The sequence below is a fragment of the Pseudomonas sp. LFS044 genome (genome assembly GCF_047978245.1).
Lineage (GTDB): Bacteria > Pseudomonadota > Gammaproteobacteria > Pseudomonadales > Pseudomonadaceae > Aquipseudomonas.
In genome coordinates this window covers 17,215-34,705 of the sequence record NZ_JBFPFX010000017.1, presented here as the reverse complement: position 1 = coordinate 34,705, position 17,491 = coordinate 17,215, and the positions used below count along the sequence as shown (strand labels likewise).

The following is a 17,491-nucleotide window of genomic DNA, read 5'->3' as shown; positions in this document are numbered from 1 at the left end:
CCTGGGGATAAGGTGGTGAACTGTAAGCACGACGGGGACTTTTTGCATCCGTCAGTTACGGTAGTACAGTTCGATGAAAGACAGAATTCGAGGTAACGGGATGGCACAAAAAGGCGAAGAAGACGACAAGGTCCGCCTGGACAAATGGCTATGGGCAGCGCGGTTCTACAAGACTCGCGCGCTGGCCAAGGCGGCGATCGAGAGTGGCAAGGTGCATTGTCGGGGCGAGCGCTGCAAGCCGGGCAAGGAGCCACGGGTGGGCGATGCGTTCGTGCTGCGCACCGGTTTCGATGAGCGCACGGTGGTGGTCAAGGCACTGTCTGCTGTACGCAGAGGGGCACCTGAGGCGCAGGCGTTGTATGAAGAAACCGAAGAAAGTGTGAAGCGCCGCGAGCAGGCCGCAGAGATGCGCAAGGCAGGTGCGATGGGTGTGACGACCGATGGCCGGCCGAACAAGAAACAGCGTCGGCAGATTCACCAGTTGCATGGCAGTTTTGATTGAGCGCTGCCGGCGATGGGCTGCAGAGCAGCCCTGACGATCTAGCGGATCACCGCTGATCGCCCTGCGCAGTTCTTTGAGCATGCGCGGATTTTGTAGGAGCTGGCTTGCCGGCGATGGGCTGCAAGGCAGCCCTGATGATTTAGCGGATCACCGCCAATCGCCCGACCAACGGTAGCCTGGCTGCAAGCTTGAACAACGGTGCCGTGCAGCGCAGCAGCAACGCGCTGCCCTTCGCCGCCAGTGGCGTATGGCAGCTCCAGCCCAGTGCCAGCACTGCCATCAGCAAACCACCGATGTAGTCATCCTGCCCCCAATGCGCACCCGCCACCAGGCGCGGCAGCATGAACAGGAACGCCAGGCCCCAGATCACCAGACGCTGCACCAGGCGCCGGCTGAACAGGCTCATGAACAGCGCCCAGATCAGCAGCACCGAGGCGTGATCGCCCGGGAAGCTCTTGCTGGAGCGGTCTTTCAGTTCCCAGGCTTTTTCCAGGTTCGGGTAGTAATCGCTGAGGTGGACGACGTTGTCGAACACCATCGACGGGCTATCGTGTTGCCAGCCCATTGCATCCACCCACTTGGAAAACACCGCGCGAATCACCACTAACAGGATGAGCGTGACGAGAAAGCCGAAAAAGGCCTCACGCACCTGGCTGGCCTTGAACACCCAGTCACCGCGGATCAGCACGGCCAGCAGGATCAGGCCAACGACGATGTCGAAGGGCCGAAGGCTGCCGACGGTCCAGATGTAGCGCCAGGTGGTGTTGTCGGCCAAGGGCGCATTAAGGCTGTGGAACAGCCATTCGTCGAAAGTCAGGCACAGGATCTGGCCAAAAGGCCATAACCAGAAACACAGTAGAGCGATAGGCAGCAATGTGCAGGCTGCCAAAGGGCCCCAGGACCACCTTGCTTGGAACAGTGGTCGATTGTCCATAAAATACCTCTATTGCCAACGGGAATCGGAGCGCCTTGTGAGCGCTCTGTCATGGGTTTTCGCAAGTGTTCGAAATCCCGTGTAACCATTTTGTCATCATTTTCAGATAGCCAAAACCTATGAGCGATTTGCCAGATACCGATTTCACCCAACGTTTCATCTTCGACGACCGCGATATTCGCGGCGAGTGGGTGGCACTCGATGACAGCTACGCCGCGGTGTTGGCTCGTCATGCCTACCCACAGCCCGTGGCCGCACTGCTCGGCGAATTGATGGCCGCCACGTCGCTGCTGGTTGGCGCCATGAAGTTCGACGGCTTGCTGGTGCTGCAGGCGCGCTCGGCTGGGCCGATCCCGCTGTTGATGGTTGAGTGCTCGAGCGAGCGCGCCATCCGCGGCATGGCGCGTTACGAAGCGGACCAGATCCCTGGCGAAGCGACGCTGGCGCAGTTGATGCCCGACGGCCACCTGACCCTGACCATCGACCCGGTCAAGGGCCAGCGCTATCAGGGTACTGTCGAGCTCGACGGCGCCAACCTGTCGGAATGCTTCACCAACTACTTCATCCAGTCCCAGCAGACCAACACCCGCTTCTGGCTCAATGCCGAAGGCGGCAAGGCCCGCGGCCTGCTGTTGCAGCAGCTGCCGGTCGACCGCCAGCGTGATGAAGAAGAGCGTGAAGACAGCTGGCAGCACGTGATCGCCCTCGCCAAGACGCTCAAGGCCGAAGAGTGGGCCGAGGACAACGAAACCCTGCTGCACCGCCTGTACCACGAAGATGCCGTGCGGCTGTTCGATATCCAGCCGCTGCGCTTCCAGTGCAGCTGCTCGCGCGAACGTTCCGGCAATGCGCTTGTCAGTCTTGGCGAGCACGATGCCAAGCAGTTGGTGGACGAGTGTGGCGGCAAGGTGGAGATCGATTGCCAGTTCTGCAACGAGCGCTATTTCTTCGATGCCAGCGATGTGGCGCAACTGTTTGCCGGTGGCGGCACGGACACGGCGTCAGAAACTCGCCACTGAAACGTTTAATTGCAGGGAAATCTCCTGTCGAATTGCGCAAAAGCGCGGTTACGACAGGAGGGGCCTACTTTTTTTGGGCGTTTCTGGCATAATCCGGCCACTTTTTTCGCTGTAGTAGTTTTTTACAGACAACTACAAAACGTTTGGAGCACTCGGCCTCGGGCCGGATGGGGTATCTCATGACGCAAGCCAACAACACCGTGTACACCGACCTGAGCGTCGATGAGCTGGTAAAAGAAGCGCTGCAACGCGGTGAAGGCGTGCTAGCCGATACCGGCGCACTGGTCGTGGAGACTGGGCACCGTACTGGCCGTTCGCCGGCTGACCGTTTCATCGTCGAAGAACCTTCCACCCAGGATGCCATCTCCTGGGGCCCGATCAACCGCAAGTTCCCGGCCGACAAGTTCGATGCCCTGTGGGACCGCGTCGAGGCGTTCAACAACGCCCAGGATCACTTCGTTTCCTACGTTCACGTAGGGGCGGCCGCCGAGCACTACCTGCCGGTGAAGATGACCACCCAGACTGCCTGGCAGAACCTGTTCGGCCGTTGCCTGTTCATCAACCCTGAGCAGTTCAACCCGGCTGGCCGCGACCAGTGGCAAGTACTCAACGTTGCCAACTTCGTGTGCGAGCCTGAGCGTGACGGCACCAACTCCGACGGCTGCGTCATCATCAACTTCGCGGCCAAGAAGGTGCTGATCGCTGGCATGCGTTACGCCGGCGAAATGAAGAAAGCCATGTTCTCGGTGCAGAACTTCCTGCTGCCGGCTGCCGACGTGCTGCCAATGCACTGCGCTGCCAACATCGGCGAAGAAGGCGACGTAACCCTGTTCTTCGGCCTGTCCGGCACTGGCAAGACCACCCTGTCGGCCGACGAAAGCCGTTACCTGATCGGTGACGACGAGCACGGTTGGGGCGAAGGTGTTGTCTTCAACATGGAAGGCGGCTGCTACGCCAAGTGCATCGACCTGTCCGAGAAGAACGAGCCGGTCATCTGGAAAGCCATCAAGCACGGCGCAGTGCTGGAAAACGTCGTTCTCGACGCCAACAAGCATGCCGACTACACCGATGTCAGCCTGACCCAGAACAGCCGCGCCGCCTACCCTCTGGAGCACGTCGCCAAGCGCGCCGAAGCCAACCTGGGTGGCGAGCCTAACGCAGTGATCTTCCTGACCTGCGACCTGACTGGCGTTCTGCCGCCGGTTTCCATCCTGAACAACGAGCAGGCGGCCTACCACTTCCTGTCCGGCTACACCGCGCTGGTCGGTTCCACCGAAATGGGTTCGGGCGGCGGCATCAAGTCGACCTTCTCCACCTGCTTCGGCGCCCCGTTCTTCCCGCGCCCGGCTGGCGAGTACGCCGAGCTGCTGATCAAGCGTATCAACGGCTTTGGTTCCAAGGTGTACCTGGTCAACACCGGCTGGACCGGTGGTGGCTACGGCGTTGGCAAGCGCTTCAGCATCCCGACCACCCGTGGCGTGATCGCTGCCATCCAGAGCGGCGCACTGATCGGTGCAGAGACCGAGCACCTGGACATCATCAACTTGGACGTGCCGAAGGTTGTTCCAGGCGTCGAAACCGAACTGCTCAACCCGCGCAACACCTGGGCTGACCAGGCGGCCTACGACGAAGCTGCCAAAGGCCTGGCCAAGCTGTTCACCGAAAACTTCAAGAAGTTCGACGTGTCCGACGCCATCAAGGCTGCTGGTCCACAGCTGTAAGCTGGCGCTAGCTTCTGAAAAAAACCGCCCTTCGGGGCGGTTTTTTCGTATCAAGGCCATTGCTGCCTTGCATGCAGGATCCGAACGATTTCCACGGCGTGTTCCTTGATACCTTCCTGGTTTATAGATCGATGGGGCCTGGGCAGCACGTTTGGCTTTTTCTGCGAAGCTTTCGTCCAGTGAGATGGCCGCCTTCGGGTTGGCCTGCGCAATATGGTCCATGATGCGCAGGCGGTCATGGCGTGCCATGTCACGCCAAACCAGCCGCATCAGCGCATTTTGGCTTTGAGTTCGCTGCGGCGAGCTGCGAACAGTCGCTCCACTTCCTCCTCCTCCATTGGCTGCGTAGGATCTTTCAGGCTGGACTCTACCTGCTCGACAAACCATGCCTCGTAGGCCGCTGCTTCATGCGCTCGCTTCAGGGCCTGTGCCCGGTCTGGGCGTTGATAGGTGCTCATCTGGCCGGGATCGAAGGCTGAAGCGTCGACCTCGAAATGGTCGATGCCCATCTCGAGCAGGTAGCTCACCAGTGTTTCGAATTTCTTGAACAACCGAACGTTGCCGCTGCGCTGGGCAATCAGCACATGCTCCTGATGATTCACGTCGACTTGGATGGCCCAGCCGCCTGGCTGGCCGACGATGTGCGTGGCATTGATTCGTCCGGTTTCCACCATACGGCTCAAATTGGCATGATCTACTTGATGACTGGGCATCGGGACTTTTCTCGGTTTCATCGGGATGAACCATGCTACGCAATCTATAGTTGATTGCGACTATAGCCCTTCCTCTCTTGCTGTGGGAAGTTTCCTCACGGTGTAACCAATTATGGATATCTCATGACCGAATCCCCCAACCGCAACGCGTTCTCCCACTTCCACCCCATCCTCACCCGTCCTCAGGACAACGACCACAATGGCCATGTCGCCGGTGCGACCGTGCACGGTTTCTTCGAAACCGCCATCCAGGCTTTTCTCGTCGAGCAAGCCGAGTTCGACCTGCGTGAAGGCGCGCTGGCAGCGTTCGTGGTCAGTTCGGCGGCAGACTTCTTTGCATTGCCAGGCTTCCCGGATGTGCTTGAGGTGGGCCTGGGCGTGACGCGTCTGGCGGGAAGTACGGTGGAGTACCGGCTGGCGCTGTATCGCCCGGGCGAAGCGGATGCTTGCGCCGCAGGCACGGTGGTGCAGGTGTTCATCGAGCGTGCAAGCGGCCGGCCGGTGCCGCTACCGGAAGCGCTGCAGGTCATCCTGGCCGGGTTGCAGCTCGACGCGCAGGCATAAAAAAGCCCGCGGGTGCGGGCTTAATGTTGTTCTTCAAGTATGCCGAGGCCGCTCTGCGACCTCAGTCGCGCCAGTGGCGCTTGTGCTTGCGGTGGCCATAGTGGCGGCCGCGGTCGTAGTGACGACGGTCGTCGTAGCCGCGACGGTAGCGGCGATCGTCATGACGCTCGTCTTCATCGGCCTTGTTGCCCATGTAGTTACCCAGCGCGCCACCAGCGCCGCCGCCTGCGGCTGCACCAATGTAGCTGCCGGTGGTGCCGCCCACCGAGCGACCGACCACGTTACCGCCTGCTGCGCCCAGTGCGCCGCCGATAGCGGCCTCACCACGCTGGCGCTTGTCGGCACCCAGGGCACCGCCGGCCGCGCCGCCCAGGCCGGCACCAATGGCGCCGCCGGTGCTACCGCCGATGGAGTTGCCCACTACGGAGCCGAGTACCCCACCCAATGCGCCGCCAATGCCGGCCTCGGTATTGCCGCCTGCCATGGCAACGCCGCTGAGCAAGCTGAAAGACAACAACAGAATCGAGGAGTACTTCTTCATCAAGAGAGCCTCATAGGGATGACGAGGGCGAATTTGAGGCTCCGTGCTGCGGCTGGCAACGAAAATCCGACGAGTAGCACGAGTTGTACACAATTCTCTAAGTTGCTGTATTTCCTATGAAACTTAATCCATTTTCGCGTGTCTGAGGTTATTGTGACGAAGCCCTGGACCCTTGTGGAACAGGGCTTTTTCGTTTTTGCCGGCCAGCCAGCCCTTACACGATCCGCCCGTCGTCGCGCGCCCGCTCAAGCTTGATGGCGACGAACTTGGACGTCGGTGTATGGCTGCCTTCACCGATGCTTTCCAGTGGAATCAGCGGGTTCACCTCCGGGTAATAAGCCGCCGCCTGCCCAGCCGGAATATCGAAGGCGAGCAGGGTGAAGCCGTGTACCCGGCGCACATGCTCATCCCCCCACAGCGAAACGATGTCGACCTTCTGCCCCGGCTGGAAGCCCAGGCGGATGATGTCTGCTTCGTTGGCGAACAGCACGTCCCGCTGGCCGCGCACGCCGCGATAACGGTCATCCAGGCCGTAGATGGTGGTGTTGTACTGATCGTGCGAGCGCATCGACTGCATGATCAGGTCCGGCAACTGGCCGCTGGCGCGCACGCGCTCGTCGAGCAGGCTGTCCGGCAGCAGGTTGGCCTTGAAGTTGGCGCGGCCGCTGGCGGTTTTCCACTGGCGGCTGCCGGCGCTGTTGCCCAGGTAGAAGCCGCCAGGGTGGCTCAGGCGCTGGTTGAAGTCATCGAAACCGGCAATGGTGTCGGCGATCAGGTCGCGGATGCGGCCGTAGTCGGCTACCAGCCAGTGCCAGTCCACCGGGCGCTTGCCCAGCGTGGCAGCGGCAATGCCAGCGACCACCGCCGGCTCTGAACGCATCTGGCGCGACAGCGGCTTGAGCTGGCCGTTGGAGGCGTGGACCATGCTGAACGAATCTTCCACGGTAACCGCCTGCGGGCCGTCGGCCTGCAGGTCGATGTCGGTGCGGCCCAGGCAGGGCAGGATAAGCGCCTGCTTGCCGTGGATCAGGTGGCTGCGGTTGAGCTTGGTGCTGATGTGCACGGTCAGCGCGCAGTTGCGCAGCGCTTGCGCGGTCCGCTCGGTATCCGGCGTCGCCTGGGCGAAGTTGCCGCCCAAGCCGATGAACACTTTGGCGCGCCCCTCAAGCATGGCGTGAATCGCCTCGACGGTGTTGTGGCCATTGTGGCGCGGTACCGTAAAGCCAAAGCGTTTTTCCAGGGCATCGAGCAGCGCCACCGGCGGGCGTTCGTTGATGCCCATGGTGCGGTCGCCCTGCACGTTACTGTGGCCACGTACCGGGCACAGGCCTGCACCGGGCGCGCCGATGTTGCCGCGCAGCATCTGCAGGTTGACGATTTCCTGGATGGTCGGCACCGAATGGCGGTGTTGGGTAATCCCCATCGCCCAGCACATGATCACGCGCTTGCCGCGGCAGTACATGCGGGCGGCCAGCTCGATATCGGCCAGCGTCAGGCCGGACTGTTCCTCGATGTGCTGCCACGAGGTGGCGTCCACCGCCGCCAGGTACTCATCCACGCCATGGCCATGCTCGGCAATGAAGACGTGATCGAAGACGGCCGGTTCACCGTTGGCCTGCGCTTCGCGCTCCCACTGCAGCAGGAACTTGGCCATGCCACGCAGCATTGCCATGTCGCCACCCAGGGCCGGGCGGAAGAATGCGGTGTTGGTCGGCCGGTCGCTGTTGGTCAGCATCTCCAGCGGGTTTTGCGGATGCTGGAAGCGTTCCAGGCCGCGCTCCTTGAGTGGGTTGACGCACACCACCTGGGCGCCGCGTTTCACGGCGTCGCGCAGCGGGTCCAGCATGCGCGGGTGGTTGGTGCCGGGGTTCTGGCCCCAGACGAAGATCGCATCGGCATGCTCGAAGTCATCGAAGGTGACGGTGCCTTTACCCACACCCACGCTTTGCCCCAGCGCCACACCGCTGGCCTCGTGGCACATGTTGGAGCAATCCGGGAAGTTGTTGGTGCCATAGGCGCGCACGAACAGCTGGTACAGGTACGCCGCTTCGTTGCTGGCCCGCCCGGAGGTGTAGAACTCGGCCTGGTCGGGGCTGGTGAGTGCGTTCAGCTCACGGGCGATCAGGGCGAAGGCGGCGTCCCAGGCGATCGGCTGGTAGCGGTCGCTGGCCGGGTCATAGACCATCGGTTCGGTCAGGCGGCCCTGGTATTCGAGCCAGTAGTCGCTCTGCTGGCGCAGTGCGCTGACGCTGTAGCGGGCGAAGAAGGCCGCGTCGACGCGGCGCTTGGTCGCCTCCCAGTTGACCGCCTTGGCGCCGTTCTCGCAGAACTTGACCATGCCGCTCTCGGGCGAGTCGCCCCAGGCGCAGCCGGGGCAGTCGAAGCCCCCGTTCTGGTTGGTCTTGAGCAAGGCGCGCAGATTTTTCAGCGCATTGTCGCTGCCGACCCAGGCCTTGGCCACGCTGCGCAGCGCGCCCCAGCCACCGGCGGGGCCGTGGTAGGGCTTGTAGCGAGGGGTGGAGGCTGGGGCGTTGTCTGGAAGAGGCTGGTACGAGGTCACGGCTGTTACGACTCCGCCGCTGGGCTGTAGACCCGCGGTGCACTGTGTTTGGGCAGATGGATGAGGTTGAGGTTGTGCTTGCGCGCCCACTGCAGGGCGAGGCCCGTGGGCGCCGACAGGCTGACCAGGGTCTGGATGCCGGCGCGCAGGACTTTCTGGATCAGCTCCAGGCTGCAGCGGCTGGTGACGATGGCCAGGCCGCCTTCAGTGGCGATGCCTTGGCGCAGCAGGGCGCCGATCAGCTTATCCAGCGCGTTGTGCCGGCCGATGTCTTCGCGGCCGAGCAGCAGCTCACCCTCGGCATTCATGAACAGCGCCGCATGCACGGCACCGCAGTGCTGGCCCAGGGGCTGGAAGGCATCGATGCGTTGGCGCAGGCCGGCCAGCCATTGCGCGGGAGGCAAAGGCGCGCCGGGCAGTTCGGCCAGTTCCGGCAACGCCTGCTCCAGGGCCTCGACACCACACAGCCCGCAGCCGCTGGTGCCGGCCAGCTGGCGGCGCTGGTTTTTCAGGTTCCAGAACGCGCGGCTGGAAATCTCCAGGTCGGCATACATCGCCGAGCCGCTGCCCGACAATTTCAGGTCATAGATTTCTGCTGTGCCTTCGACAATGCCGCTGCCCACGCTGAAGCCGACGGCAAAATCTTCGAGGTCGGTGGGGCTGACCAGCATCACGGCCTGGTTAAGGCCATTGAAGGCGATGGCCAGGGCGACTTCTTCGGCCAGCGGTGTACTGGCGCGTGTGGCATCGTCGAGCTGGATGTAATCGTAGGAGTTGCTGGCGGCAGGCAAGGCCAAAGGCGTAGAGGCCGCGCAGACCGGAGGTTTGCTGTTCATCGGGGCTGACTACCGGCGGCTATTTGATAGCACCAGCCTAGGCCCGCGCGCTGGCCACGTCTAATCGCTAGGGTCTATGCCTTGATAGAGCGCGTCGATTGGCCGCAGTGGGGCGGGAGGGGAAATCCTGGCCTAGACTCCTGACTCCGAGGTTTCAGTCAACAAGGAGAACGCAATGAGCCTGTTCAGTTTCGTGAAGGAAGCCGGCGAGAAGTTGATCGACCTGCTGACCCCGGGCAATGCCAATGCCGAGGAGCAGTTGAAGAAGCACGTGGAGAGTGTCGGCCTGGGCAACCCCAACATCACCGCCACTGTAGAGGGCGACAAGATCATCCTCAAGGGTGAAGTGGCCAGCCAGGAGGAGAAAGAGAAGATCATCCTCGCGGCGGGCAACATCAATGGCGTGGCCAGCGTAGATGACCAGATCACCGTAACCGGGCCGGTGGTCAAGGCTGCGCGGTTCGTGACCGTGAAAAAGGGTGACACGCTGTCAGCTATTTCCGTAGTGGTGTATGGCAACGCCAACCAGTACAACAAGATCTTCGAGGCCAACAAGCCGATGTTGTCGCACCCGGACAAGATCTACCCGGGGCAGGTGCTGCGCATTCCTGACTGATAGCTCTTCAGCGCTGTGCTGGCCTCTCGCGGGCAAGCCCGCTCCTACAGGATCATCGCAGGCCTTGAGCACTGTGCAGTACCTGTGGGGGCCGGCTTGCCGGCGATTTGGCCTTAAAGGCCTACCAACAATGCCCGGTAATCCTCGACCGCCTCGAACTCTTGAGTATCCCGCGGCGCCGCCTGGCTATCCGGCTGGCGCACCGCCAGCAAATGCCCTACGCCAAATCGCCGTGCACTGCGCAGGATCGCCAGCGTGTCGTCGATGAACAGGCTGCGTTCAGGCACAAAGCCGATATCCGCCTGCAACGCATCCCAGAACTGCGGGCTTTCCTTCGGGTAGCCGTAATCATGCGAACTGATCAACCGCTCGAAATAGGGCGCCAGTTCCACCCGCTCCAGCTTCAGCGACAGCGAGTCGCGATGCGCATTGGTGATCATCACCACCCGCTTGCCCGCCTGGCGGACTGCGGCAAGGAACGTGTCGGCGTCGGGGCGCAGGGCGATCAGGTCGGCGATCTCGCGCTTCAGCTCGCGGATCGGCAAGTTCAGCTCGCGGCTCCAGAAATCCAGGCAGTACCAGTTGAGGGTGCCGGCATTGCGCTCGAACAGCGGCTGCAGCTCCATTTCCGCCATGGCTCGGCTCACGCCATGCACCTCGGCGTAACGCTGGGGCAGGTGCTCCAGCCAGAAGCGGTTGTCGTAGTGCAGGTCGAGCAGGGTGCCGTCCATGTCCAGCAGGACGGTATCGATGGCGGACCAGGTAAGAACAGGCATGGGAAACTCTCGTTCAGTCGGCAAGCCACGGTATAGTAACCCGTTCACGCCAAGGAGCCGCCCCATGCGCCAGAAACCCACCGTACTCAGCCGCGAGATTGTCGCCAGCAGCCGCTTGTTCCGCGTCGAAGCCGTGCAGTTGCGCTTCAGCAATGGCACCGAACGTACTTATGAGCGCCTGGTCGGCCGTGGCAATGGTTATGGTGCGGTGATGATCGTGGCCATGCTCGATGCCGAACACGCGGTGTTGGTCGAGGAATACTGCGGCGGCACCGACGAGTACGAGCTGTCGCTGCCCAAAGGGTTGATCGAACCGGGTGAAGACGTGCTGGCCGCCGCCGACCGGGAGCTCAAGGAAGAGGCCGGTTTTGGCGCACGTCAGTTGGAGCACCTGACCGAGCTTTCGCTGTCGCCGGGCTATATGAGCCAGAAGATTCAGGTGGTGCTGGCCACGGACCTCTACGAGGAGCGCCTGGAGGGCGACGAGCCGGAGCCGATGCGGGTCGACAAAGTGAACCTGCGCGAGCTGTCGGCCCTGGCCATGCACCCGCAGTTCAGCGAAGGCCGGGCGCTGGCCGCGCTGTATCTGGCGCGTGACCTGCTGATTCAGCGGGGGCTGCTCGACGCATGAACGACCAGCAACTGATGCATGAGGTGGTGAAGCTGGCCGGCCTGGCGGGCGAGGCGATCCTGCCGTTCTGGCGGGCCGATGTGGCGGTGACCAACAAGGCCGATGACTCGCCGGTGACCGCTGCCGACCTGGCCGCGCACCGGGTCATTGCCGATGGCCTGCAGGCACTGGCACCACAGATCCCGGTACTGTCCGAGGAAGACTGCAATATCCCATTGGCTGAACGGCAGGGCTGGCAGCGCTGGTGGCTGGTCGACCCGTTGGACGGCACCAAGGAGTTCATCGCAGGCAGCGAGGAGTTCACCGTGAACATCGCGCTGATCGAGCAGGGTGAAGTGGTGTTCGGCGTGGTGTCGATGCCGACTACCGGGCGCTGCTATTTCGGTGGTCGCAGCCTGGGTGCCTGGCGCGTAGAGACGGGCGGGCAAGCCCAGCCGATTCAGGTACGTAATGCACCGCCTGCCGATGGGCGCTTTACCGTGGTGGCCAGCCGTCGCCACTCCAGCCCGCAGCAGGAAGCACTGCTGGCCGGGCTCGGCGCTGCGGTTGGCGAACTGGAGCTGGCCAATATCGGCAGTTCGCTGAAATTCTGCCTGTTGGCCGAAGGCAGCGCCGACTGCTACCCGCGCCTGGCACCGACCTCGCAGTGGGACACCGCGGCTGCCCAGGGCGTGGTGGAAGGCGCCGGTGGCGAGGTGATCAACCTGGACGGCCAGGCATTCCGCTATCCGCCCCGCGAGTCCCTGCTCAACCCCTTCTTCCTCGCCTTGCCTGCAGCCGCCGGTTGGCGCCAGGCACTCATCCAGTTGGCGGTGGCCTTGTAGCAGCGGCCTTGCGTCGCGAAAGGGCCGCGTAGCGGCCCCGGCAATTCCTGCGGTGCAGGTCAGCGGTGCAGCACGTACTGGCCGTTGAATTTCACGGCGGGCTCGTCGCGGCCAGCGTTGCTGACCGTAGTCTCCAGCGTCAGCCGCGCCCGGCCACGGCGCTGGAACATGGTCACGAAGCGTTCCCAGGCCTTGTCATCCGGCGCCGCGCAGCGCGCCACCGCCGTCCCTGTCACCGGCAGGGGGTAGCTGATCTGGCCTTCCTGGATGACGATATGCCCGTCATCAATACCCAGCTCGCGCAGGCGCAGGTGCAACCAGCCCCAGCCCACCAGCACGGCCGCGCAGTACAGGCTGCCGCCGAACATGGTGCTCTTGTGGTTGACGTTGGCAGCCAGTGGTAGCTGCAGGCGCAGTGCCTGGCCTTGCCAATCGATGACTTCCAGGCCCATTTCGCGGGTCAGGGGAATATCGCTGTGCAGTACAGACTGCAGGTACTGGCTGTCGCTGCTCATGAACGGTGGTCCTCGTGGTCGTCTGCCCCGCTGTTGCCGCCGTCAAAATTGAGGCCGTGCTTGCGCAGTTTGTCGTGCAGGGTCTTGCGCGGTATGCCCAGTGCTTCGGCCAGGCTGCGCATGGTGCTGTGTGGCTGGGCCAGTTCGGCGGCGATCAGCGAACGTTCGAACTGCTCGACCTGTTCGCTGAGGTTGCCCGGCAGTGCCGGGGCCGAGGGTGCTGTCGCCACGGGTGGCGGGTTGTCCAGGGCCAGTTCCAGGCCGAGAGCGAAACGCTCGGCGGCGTTCTGCAGTTCACGCACGTTGCCTGGCCAGCCATGGCGCAGCAGCATGGCCCGTTGTGCCGGCTGCAGGCTGTGCGGCGGCAGCCCGTGGCGCTGGCTGGCGGTGTCGGCGAAATGCTGGAACAGCACCAGGATGTCATCGCCACGTTCGCGCAGTGGCGGGATACGCAGCGGCGCCACGTTCAGGCGGTAATAAAGGTCGGCGCGAAAGCGCCCCTGGTCGGCAGAGTGGCGCAGGTCTTCCTTGGTCGCCGCGATGATGCGGATATCCAGCGGAATCAGCTGGTTGCCGCCCAGGCGCTCGACCACCCGTTCCTGCAGCAGGCGCAGCAGCTTCACCTGCACGTCCAGGCTCATGCTTTCGATTTCGTCGAGGAACAACGTGCCGCCATTGGCAAATTCGAACTTGCCGATGCGGCGTTTCTGCGCGCCGGTGAAGGCGCCGGGCTCATGGCCGAACAGTTCGCTTTCAACCACCGACTCTGCCAGCGCGCCGGCATTGATGGCCACGAAAGGCCCATCGCGGCGGCTCGACAAGTCGTGCAGGGCACGGGCCACCACCTCTTTGCCAGCACCGGTTTCGCCGAGGATCAGCACGTCTGCGCGGGTGCCGGCCAAGGCGCCGATCTGCTCGCGCAGGCGCAACATGGACGGCGAGTGGCCGACCAGGCGGGTGGCCAGTTGCTGGCGGTCGCTCAGGGCCAGGCGCAGGCTGCGGTTGTCCAGCACCAGCCGGCGCAGGGCCAGGGCGCGGCGCACGCTGTCGAGCAGGGCATCGCTGGCAAAGGGTTTTTCAAGGAAATCGTAGGCGCCTGTGCGCATGGCTTGCACGGCCAGGGGCACGTCGCCGTGGCCGGTGATCAACAGCACCGGCAGTTCTTTGTCACGGCCGTGCAGTTGTTCCAGCAGTTGCAGGCCGTCGATGCCAGGCATGCGAATATCGCTGACTACCACGCCCGGCCAATCAGGCTCGATGCGTTCGGCCAGGCCCTGGGCGTCGGCCAGGGCGACTACCTTGAGCCCGGCCAGGTCGAGGGTCTGGCTCAGGGCCTGGCGCAGGTGCGGGTCGTCGTCGACCAGCAGTACCTGGGCCTGGCTGTCGATGCAAGTCTCGGTTGTCATGCCGAGGGGTCCTCCGAAGGTTTCAGGTTGGCGCCGGGCGCGGCCACGCGCATTTGCAGCGTGAGCAGGGCGCCACCTTCCGGGTGGTTGCCCAGCAGCAGTTCACCACCGAGGGCACGCATCAGGCTTTCGCAGATGGCCAGGCCCAGGCCCAGCCCCTGGGTGCGGGTCTTGGTGGTGAAGAACGGCTCCTTGGCGTGTTCCAGGGCTTGGCGGCTGAAGCCCGGGCCGTTGTCGCGGATGAACAGGTAGACGTACTCATCGCGTTTTTCGGCACTCAGCCACAGGCGGCGCGGGTTGGCTTTTTCGGTCAAGGCATCGAGGGCATTGGCCAGCAGGTTGCCGAGCACCTGGCGCAGGCGGGTTTCGCCTGCCTGTACCCACAGCGTGGCATCGGGCAGGTCGCGGATCAGCTCCACGGCCATCGCCCGGCGGCGCTTGGCCAGTAACGCCAGGGCGTCGTCCAGCGCCGGTTGCAGGGCCACGCTTTCCGGCGCGTGGCGATCGCGACGGGCGAAGGCGCGCAGGTGGGCGATGATTGAGGCCATGCGCCCGGTCAGCTCACCGATCAACTTGAGGTTGCCGCGGGCATCTTCGGTGCGTTGGTGATCGAGCAGGATCTCGGCGTTTTCCGCATAGCTGCGGATGGCCGCCAAGGGCTGGTTGAGTTCGTGGCTGATGCTTGCCGACATGGTGCCAAGCACCGACAGCTTGCCGGCCTGGACCAGCTCGTCCTGGGCGCGCACCAGTTCCTGTTGGGCGTTTTCGCGCTCCAGCACCGCGCTTTTGAGGCGGGTATTGAGGCCTTCGAGGTCGGCGGTACGCTGCACCACGCGATTTTCCAGCTCATGCCGGCCGCGGGCTTCGAAGTCGATGCGGTCGATATAGTGCCGCCGCCGTTGCATCACCAGGCCTGCCAGCAGCATCAGCACCAGCAAGGCACCACCGCCGATGGCCATGACCGTCTGCACCGAGCGGTCGACCAGCATGCGTGGGGCGAGGATGCTGACCTGCCAGCCGGTCTCCTTGATGTCGCGGGTCTGGGTCAGCCAGGCATCCGGGTTGAGCACCAGCGGCTGTGGTGCCTGGGTGGGGTAAGGCTGGATGGCGATGATCGCCTGGCGTTCGGCCTCGGTCAGCGCGCGAGTGGCGCGGAAACGCCAGTCGGGCCGCGAGGTGAGGATCACCACGCCGTTGTGGTCGGTCAGCAGCAGCTGCTCGGGGGTACGGCCCCAGAGCGTCTCGGTATGGTCGAGGTCGACCTTGACCACCAGCACACCGACGATGCGCTCGCGGTCGCGCACTGCGGCGGCAAAGAAGTAACCGCGCTTGGCCGAGGTGGTGCCTTGGCCGAAGAAGCGCCCAAGGTGCCCGGCCATGGCTTCGTTGAAGTACGGGCGGAAGGCGAAATTGCGGCCCACGAAGCTGTCGTGCTTGTCCCAGTTGGAGGCAGCGAGGGTATTGCCGCTGACGTCCATCAGGTACATCACTTCCGCACCGGTCTGGTGGACGATGTCTTTGAGCAGGCGGTTGGCGTTGGTCACCGCTTCGAGCTTGAACGGGTCGGCCAGCACGCCACGCAGCGCGGGCAGGTCGCCGAGTATCTGCGGCAGGGTTTCGTAGCGGTGCAGGGTGCCGAGCAGGTTGGCGACGTACAGGTCGAGGGTCTGGCGGTTCTGCGAGGCCAGTTCGTCCTGGTAATAGCGTTCGGCAAGGTGGTGCAGGGGCCACAGCAAGGGCGCCAGGCACAGGGCCAGCAGGGCCAGGCTGCGCCAGCGGGGACGGCGTGGGTGCGTGGGTTTTGCAATCATCGCGTAAATGCGCCAGAAGGGTCTGGCGCAATTATGCGCTACTTGAGGCAGTCGATCAGCGCCTGCTGCCAGTGAGGTAGCTGGATGCCCCATTCGCGGGCCAGGCGCGCGCAGTCCAGGCGCGAGTTGAGCGGGCGGCGCGCGGGTGTCGGGTATTCGCTGGAAGCGATCGGCAGCAGTTCGGCGCAAGGCAGGCCACGGGCTTTCAGCTGTTCGCCGATGGCCTGGGCGAAGCCGTACCACGACGTTTCCCCTTGTGCGGTCAGGTGGTAAGTGCCCCAGGCACCGGCCTCGCCGGCTTGCCAGCGCTCGACCAGCGCGCGGGTGCTGGCAGCGATGGTCGCGGCCCAGGTGGGCGCGCCGACCTGGTCGTCGACCACCCGCAATTGCGGTTTTTCCTGCAGCAGCCGTTGCATGGTCAGCAGGAAGTTGCGCCCGTACAGCGAGTAGACCCAGCTGGTACGCAGGATCAGGTGATCGCCACCGACCGCCGCGATGGCCTGTTCGCCGGCCAGTTTGCTGCGCCCATAAACACCCAGCGGGTTGGGCACGTCCTTCTCGGTATAAGGCGCAGCTTTGGCACCGTCGAAAACGTAGTCGGTGGAGTAGTGGATCAGCGGAGCGCCGAGCCGCAGCGCCTCTTCGGCCAGCACGCGAGGTGCCTCGGCATTGATTGCAAAGGCCGTGTCTGGCTCGCTCTCGGCCTGGTCTACGGCGGTGTAGGCGGCGGCGTTGATGATCAGGCCGGGCGCCAGCTGGCGCAACGGTTCGCGCAGCGCCTCGGGCCGGGCCATGTCCAGGTGCTCACGGCCAAGCAGGTGCAGCTCGCCGAGCCCGGCCAGTTGCACCTTCAGTGCTTGCGCAACCTGGCCGTTGCAGCCACACACGAGCACTTTCATGGGAACAGATCCGCGTCTGCCAGCAGGGCGCCAGCCTGGTCCTTGGCTGACAGCAAAGGCGGGGCCTGCAGGCCCCAGTCGATGGCCAGCTGCGGGTCATCCCAGCGGATGCAGCGCTCGGCGGCGGGGTTGTAGTACTCGGTGGTCTTGTAGAGGAAGTCGGCCGATTCGCTCAGCACCAGGAAGCCATGGGCAAACCCTGGCGGGATCCAGAACTGGCGGTGGTCTGCGGCACAGAGCCGGGTAGCCACCCAGCGGCCGAATGTAGGCGAGCTGCGGCGGATGTCCACGGCGACGTCGAGCACTTCACCCTGGGTCACGCGGACCAGTTTCCCCTGAGGGTTGTCGATCTGGTAGTGCAGCCCACGCAGCACGCCGCGCTGTGAGCGTGAGTGGTTGTCCTGGACGAACCGCGCATCAAAACCGGTCTTTTGGGCGAATTCACGGGCGTTGAAACTTTCGAAGAAGAAGCCGCGGCTATCGCCGAAGATCTTCGGTTCGATGATCAGTACGTCAGGTATGTCGGTAGCAATTATGTTCATGGCGATTATCTTACCCGTGTACTCAGGGATGGACCTTACCGGCCTCGTTCAATTTAGCCCGCCTTGGCCTGTTGCAGCCTA

Annotated in this window: 18 protein-coding genes; 7 read left to right on the top strand and 11 right to left on the bottom strand. The window is 63.5% G+C overall.

Features of this window, described 5'->3' with window-relative positions; genetic code table 11:
- Positions 1-100: 100 nt before the first annotated feature.
- Positions 101-502 (top strand): RNA-binding S4 domain-containing protein, encoded by a 402-nt coding sequence (locus ACNQPL_RS15855; protein ID WP_346613499.1) that lies wholly within the window; start codon positions 101-103, stop codon positions 500-502.
- A gap of 139 nt (positions 503-641) precedes the next feature.
- On the opposite strand, the gene ACNQPL_RS15850 is transcribed toward ACNQPL_RS15855, so the two are convergent.
- The gene (locus ACNQPL_RS15850) at positions 642-1,436 is read right to left on the bottom strand and encodes a phosphatase PAP2 family protein (protein WP_416467223.1); all 795 of its coding nucleotides are present in this window, start codon (positions 1,434-1,436) and stop codon (positions 642-644) included.
- 119 nt (positions 1,437-1,555) lie between these two features.
- On the opposite strand from ACNQPL_RS15850, the gene hslO reads away from it, so the two are divergent.
- Both hslO and ACNQPL_RS15840 read left to right on the top strand, forming a co-directional pair.
- Positions 1,556-2,455, top strand: a complete 900-nt coding sequence (gene hslO / locus ACNQPL_RS15845) for an Hsp33 family molecular chaperone HslO (protein ID WP_416467222.1) — start codon at positions 1,556-1,558, stop codon at positions 2,453-2,455.
- Between the two features lie 179 nt (positions 2,456-2,634).
- Positions 2,635-4,176, top strand: a complete 1,542-nt coding sequence (locus ACNQPL_RS15840) for a phosphoenolpyruvate carboxykinase (RefSeq protein ID WP_387523616.1) — start codon at positions 2,635-2,637, stop codon at positions 4,174-4,176.
- Between the two features lie 269 nt (positions 4,177-4,445).
- Here ACNQPL_RS15840 and ACNQPL_RS15835 read toward each other — a convergent pair whose 3' ends face one another.
- Positions 4,446-4,910, bottom strand: a complete 465-nt coding sequence (locus ACNQPL_RS15835; RefSeq protein WP_416467221.1) for a hypothetical protein — start codon at positions 4,908-4,910, stop codon at positions 4,446-4,448.
- Between the two features lie 102 nt (positions 4,911-5,012).
- On the opposite strand from ACNQPL_RS15835, the gene ACNQPL_RS15830 reads away from it, so the two are divergent.
- Complete coding sequence (locus ACNQPL_RS15830) at positions 5,013-5,453, top strand: thioesterase family protein (RefSeq protein WP_346613504.1); 441 nt, start codon at positions 5,013-5,015, stop codon at positions 5,451-5,453.
- Between the two features lie 61 nt (positions 5,454-5,514).
- Here ACNQPL_RS15830 and ACNQPL_RS15825 read toward each other — a convergent pair whose 3' ends face one another.
- The 3 genes from ACNQPL_RS15825 to fdhD all read right to left on the bottom strand — a co-directional run bounded on the left by ACNQPL_RS15825 (position 5,515) and on the right by fdhD (position 9,390).
- On the bottom strand, positions 5,515-5,994 hold the full coding sequence (locus ACNQPL_RS15825) for a glycine zipper domain-containing protein (RefSeq protein WP_016484415.1): 480 nt from the start codon (positions 5,992-5,994) through the stop codon (positions 5,515-5,517).
- A gap of 214 nt (positions 5,995-6,208) precedes the next feature.
- Entirely contained in the window at positions 6,209-8,554 is a 2,346-nt protein-coding gene (locus tag ACNQPL_RS15820) for an FdhF/YdeP family oxidoreductase (RefSeq protein ID WP_416467220.1), read from the bottom strand.
- 5 nt (positions 8,555-8,559) lie between these two features.
- Positions 8,560-9,390: a formate dehydrogenase accessory sulfurtransferase FdhD gene (gene fdhD, locus ACNQPL_RS15815; RefSeq protein ID WP_416467219.1), complete on the bottom strand. Its 831-nt coding sequence runs from the start codon at positions 9,388-9,390 to the stop codon at positions 8,560-8,562.
- A gap of 175 nt (positions 9,391-9,565) precedes the next feature.
- Here fdhD and lysM point away from each other — a divergent pair, with 175 nt between their 5' ends.
- Positions 9,566-10,006: a peptidoglycan-binding protein LysM gene (gene lysM / locus ACNQPL_RS15810; RefSeq protein ID WP_176511958.1), complete on the top strand. Its 441-nt coding sequence runs from the start codon at positions 9,566-9,568 to the stop codon at positions 10,004-10,006.
- Positions 10,007-10,119: 113 nt separating this feature from the next.
- On the opposite strand, the gene yrfG is transcribed toward lysM, so the two are convergent.
- A complete protein-coding gene (gene yrfG, locus ACNQPL_RS15805; protein ID WP_416467218.1) occupies positions 10,120-10,782 on the bottom strand; it encodes a GMP/IMP nucleotidase in 663 nt (220 codons plus the stop codon).
- 64 nt (positions 10,783-10,846) lie between these two features.
- Here yrfG and nudE point away from each other — a divergent pair, with 64 nt between their 5' ends.
- Together nudE and cysQ are read left to right on the top strand one after the other, a co-directional pair.
- Positions 10,847-11,413 carry an ADP compounds hydrolase NudE gene (gene nudE / locus ACNQPL_RS15800; protein WP_346613508.1) on the top strand — a complete coding sequence of 189 codons (567 nt, stop codon included), beginning with the start codon at positions 10,847-10,849 and terminating at the stop codon, positions 11,411-11,413.
- Complete coding sequence (gene cysQ / locus ACNQPL_RS15795) at positions 11,410-12,237, top strand: 3'(2'),5'-bisphosphate nucleotidase CysQ (protein WP_416467217.1); 828 nt, start codon at positions 11,410-11,412, stop codon at positions 12,235-12,237. Before nudE ends, cysQ begins: the two co-directional genes overlap by 4 nt.
- A 59-nt stretch (positions 12,238-12,296) precedes the next feature.
- On the opposite strand, the gene ACNQPL_RS15790 is transcribed toward cysQ, so the two are convergent.
- The 5 genes from ACNQPL_RS15790 to rfbC are packed head-to-tail and all read right to left on the bottom strand — an operon-like array spanning position 12,297 to position 17,410.
- Positions 12,297-12,752, bottom strand: coding sequence for a YiiD C-terminal domain-containing protein (locus ACNQPL_RS15790; protein WP_416467216.1), 456 nt, complete (start codon positions 12,750-12,752; stop codon positions 12,297-12,299).
- Positions 12,749-14,158, bottom strand: coding sequence for a sigma-54-dependent transcriptional regulator (locus tag ACNQPL_RS15785; protein ID WP_416467215.1), 1,410 nt, complete (start codon positions 14,156-14,158; stop codon positions 12,749-12,751). Before ACNQPL_RS15785 ends, ACNQPL_RS15790 begins: the two co-directional genes overlap by 4 nt.
- The gene (locus tag ACNQPL_RS15780; RefSeq protein WP_346613512.1) at positions 14,155-15,969 is read right to left on the bottom strand and encodes a sensor histidine kinase; all 1,815 of its coding nucleotides are present in this window, start codon (positions 15,967-15,969) and stop codon (positions 14,155-14,157) included. The genes ACNQPL_RS15785 and ACNQPL_RS15780 overlap by 4 nt, the downstream gene beginning before the upstream one ends.
- Positions 15,970-16,007: 38 nt before the next feature.
- Entirely contained in the window at positions 16,008-16,868 is an 861-nt protein-coding gene (gene rfbD / locus ACNQPL_RS15775; protein ID WP_416467214.1) for a dTDP-4-dehydrorhamnose reductase, read from the bottom strand.
- Entirely contained in the window at positions 16,865-17,410 is a 546-nt protein-coding gene (gene rfbC / locus ACNQPL_RS15770) for a dTDP-4-dehydrorhamnose 3,5-epimerase (protein WP_346613514.1), read from the bottom strand. The genes rfbD and rfbC overlap by 4 nt, the downstream gene beginning before the upstream one ends.
- Positions 17,411-17,491: the final 81 nt, after the last annotated feature.

Bases quoted from the DNA above. Each gene is read 5' to 3' on its own strand.
- ACNQPL_RS15855 (WP_346613499.1), top strand. From the start codon at position 101: ATGGCACAAAAAGGCGAAGAAGACGACAAGGTCCGCCTGGACAAATGG.
- ACNQPL_RS15850 (WP_416467223.1), bottom strand. From the start codon at position 1,436: ATGGACAATCGACCACTGTTCCAAGCAAGGTGGTCCTGGGGCCCTTTG.
- hslO (WP_416467222.1), top strand. From the start codon at position 1,556: ATGAGCGATTTGCCAGATACCGATTTCACCCAACGTTTCATCTTCGAC.
- ACNQPL_RS15840 (WP_387523616.1), top strand. From the start codon at position 2,635: ATGACGCAAGCCAACAACACCGTGTACACCGACCTGAGCGTCGATGAG.
- ACNQPL_RS15835 (WP_416467221.1), bottom strand. From the start codon at position 4,910: ATGAAACCGAGAAAAGTCCCGATGCCCAGTCATCAAGTAGATCATGCC.
- ACNQPL_RS15830 (WP_346613504.1), top strand. From the start codon at position 5,013: ATGACCGAATCCCCCAACCGCAACGCGTTCTCCCACTTCCACCCCATC.
- ACNQPL_RS15825 (WP_016484415.1), bottom strand. From the start codon at position 5,994: ATGAAGAAGTACTCCTCGATTCTGTTGTTGTCTTTCAGCTTGCTCAGC.
- fdhD (WP_416467219.1), bottom strand. From the start codon at position 9,390: ATGAACAGCAAACCTCCGGTCTGCGCGGCCTCTACGCCTTTGGCCTTG.
- lysM (WP_176511958.1), top strand. From the start codon at position 9,566: ATGAGCCTGTTCAGTTTCGTGAAGGAAGCCGGCGAGAAGTTGATCGAC.
- yrfG (WP_416467218.1), bottom strand. From the start codon at position 10,782: ATGCCTGTTCTTACCTGGTCCGCCATCGATACCGTCCTGCTGGACATG.
- nudE (WP_346613508.1), top strand. From the start codon at position 10,847: ATGCGCCAGAAACCCACCGTACTCAGCCGCGAGATTGTCGCCAGCAGC.
- cysQ (WP_416467217.1), top strand. From the start codon at position 11,410: ATGAACGACCAGCAACTGATGCATGAGGTGGTGAAGCTGGCCGGCCTG.
- ACNQPL_RS15790 (WP_416467216.1), bottom strand. From the start codon at position 12,752: ATGAGCAGCGACAGCCAGTACCTGCAGTCTGTACTGCACAGCGATATT.
- ACNQPL_RS15785 (WP_416467215.1), bottom strand. From the start codon at position 14,158: ATGACAACCGAGACTTGCATCGACAGCCAGGCCCAGGTACTGCTGGTC.
- ACNQPL_RS15780 (WP_346613512.1), bottom strand. From the start codon at position 15,969: ATGATTGCAAAACCCACGCACCCACGCCGTCCCCGCTGGCGCAGCCTG.
- rfbD (WP_416467214.1), bottom strand. From the start codon at position 16,868: ATGAAAGTGCTCGTGTGTGGCTGCAACGGCCAGGTTGCGCAAGCACTG.
- rfbC (WP_346613514.1), bottom strand. From the start codon at position 17,410: ATGAACATAATTGCTACCGACATACCTGACGTACTGATCATCGAACCG.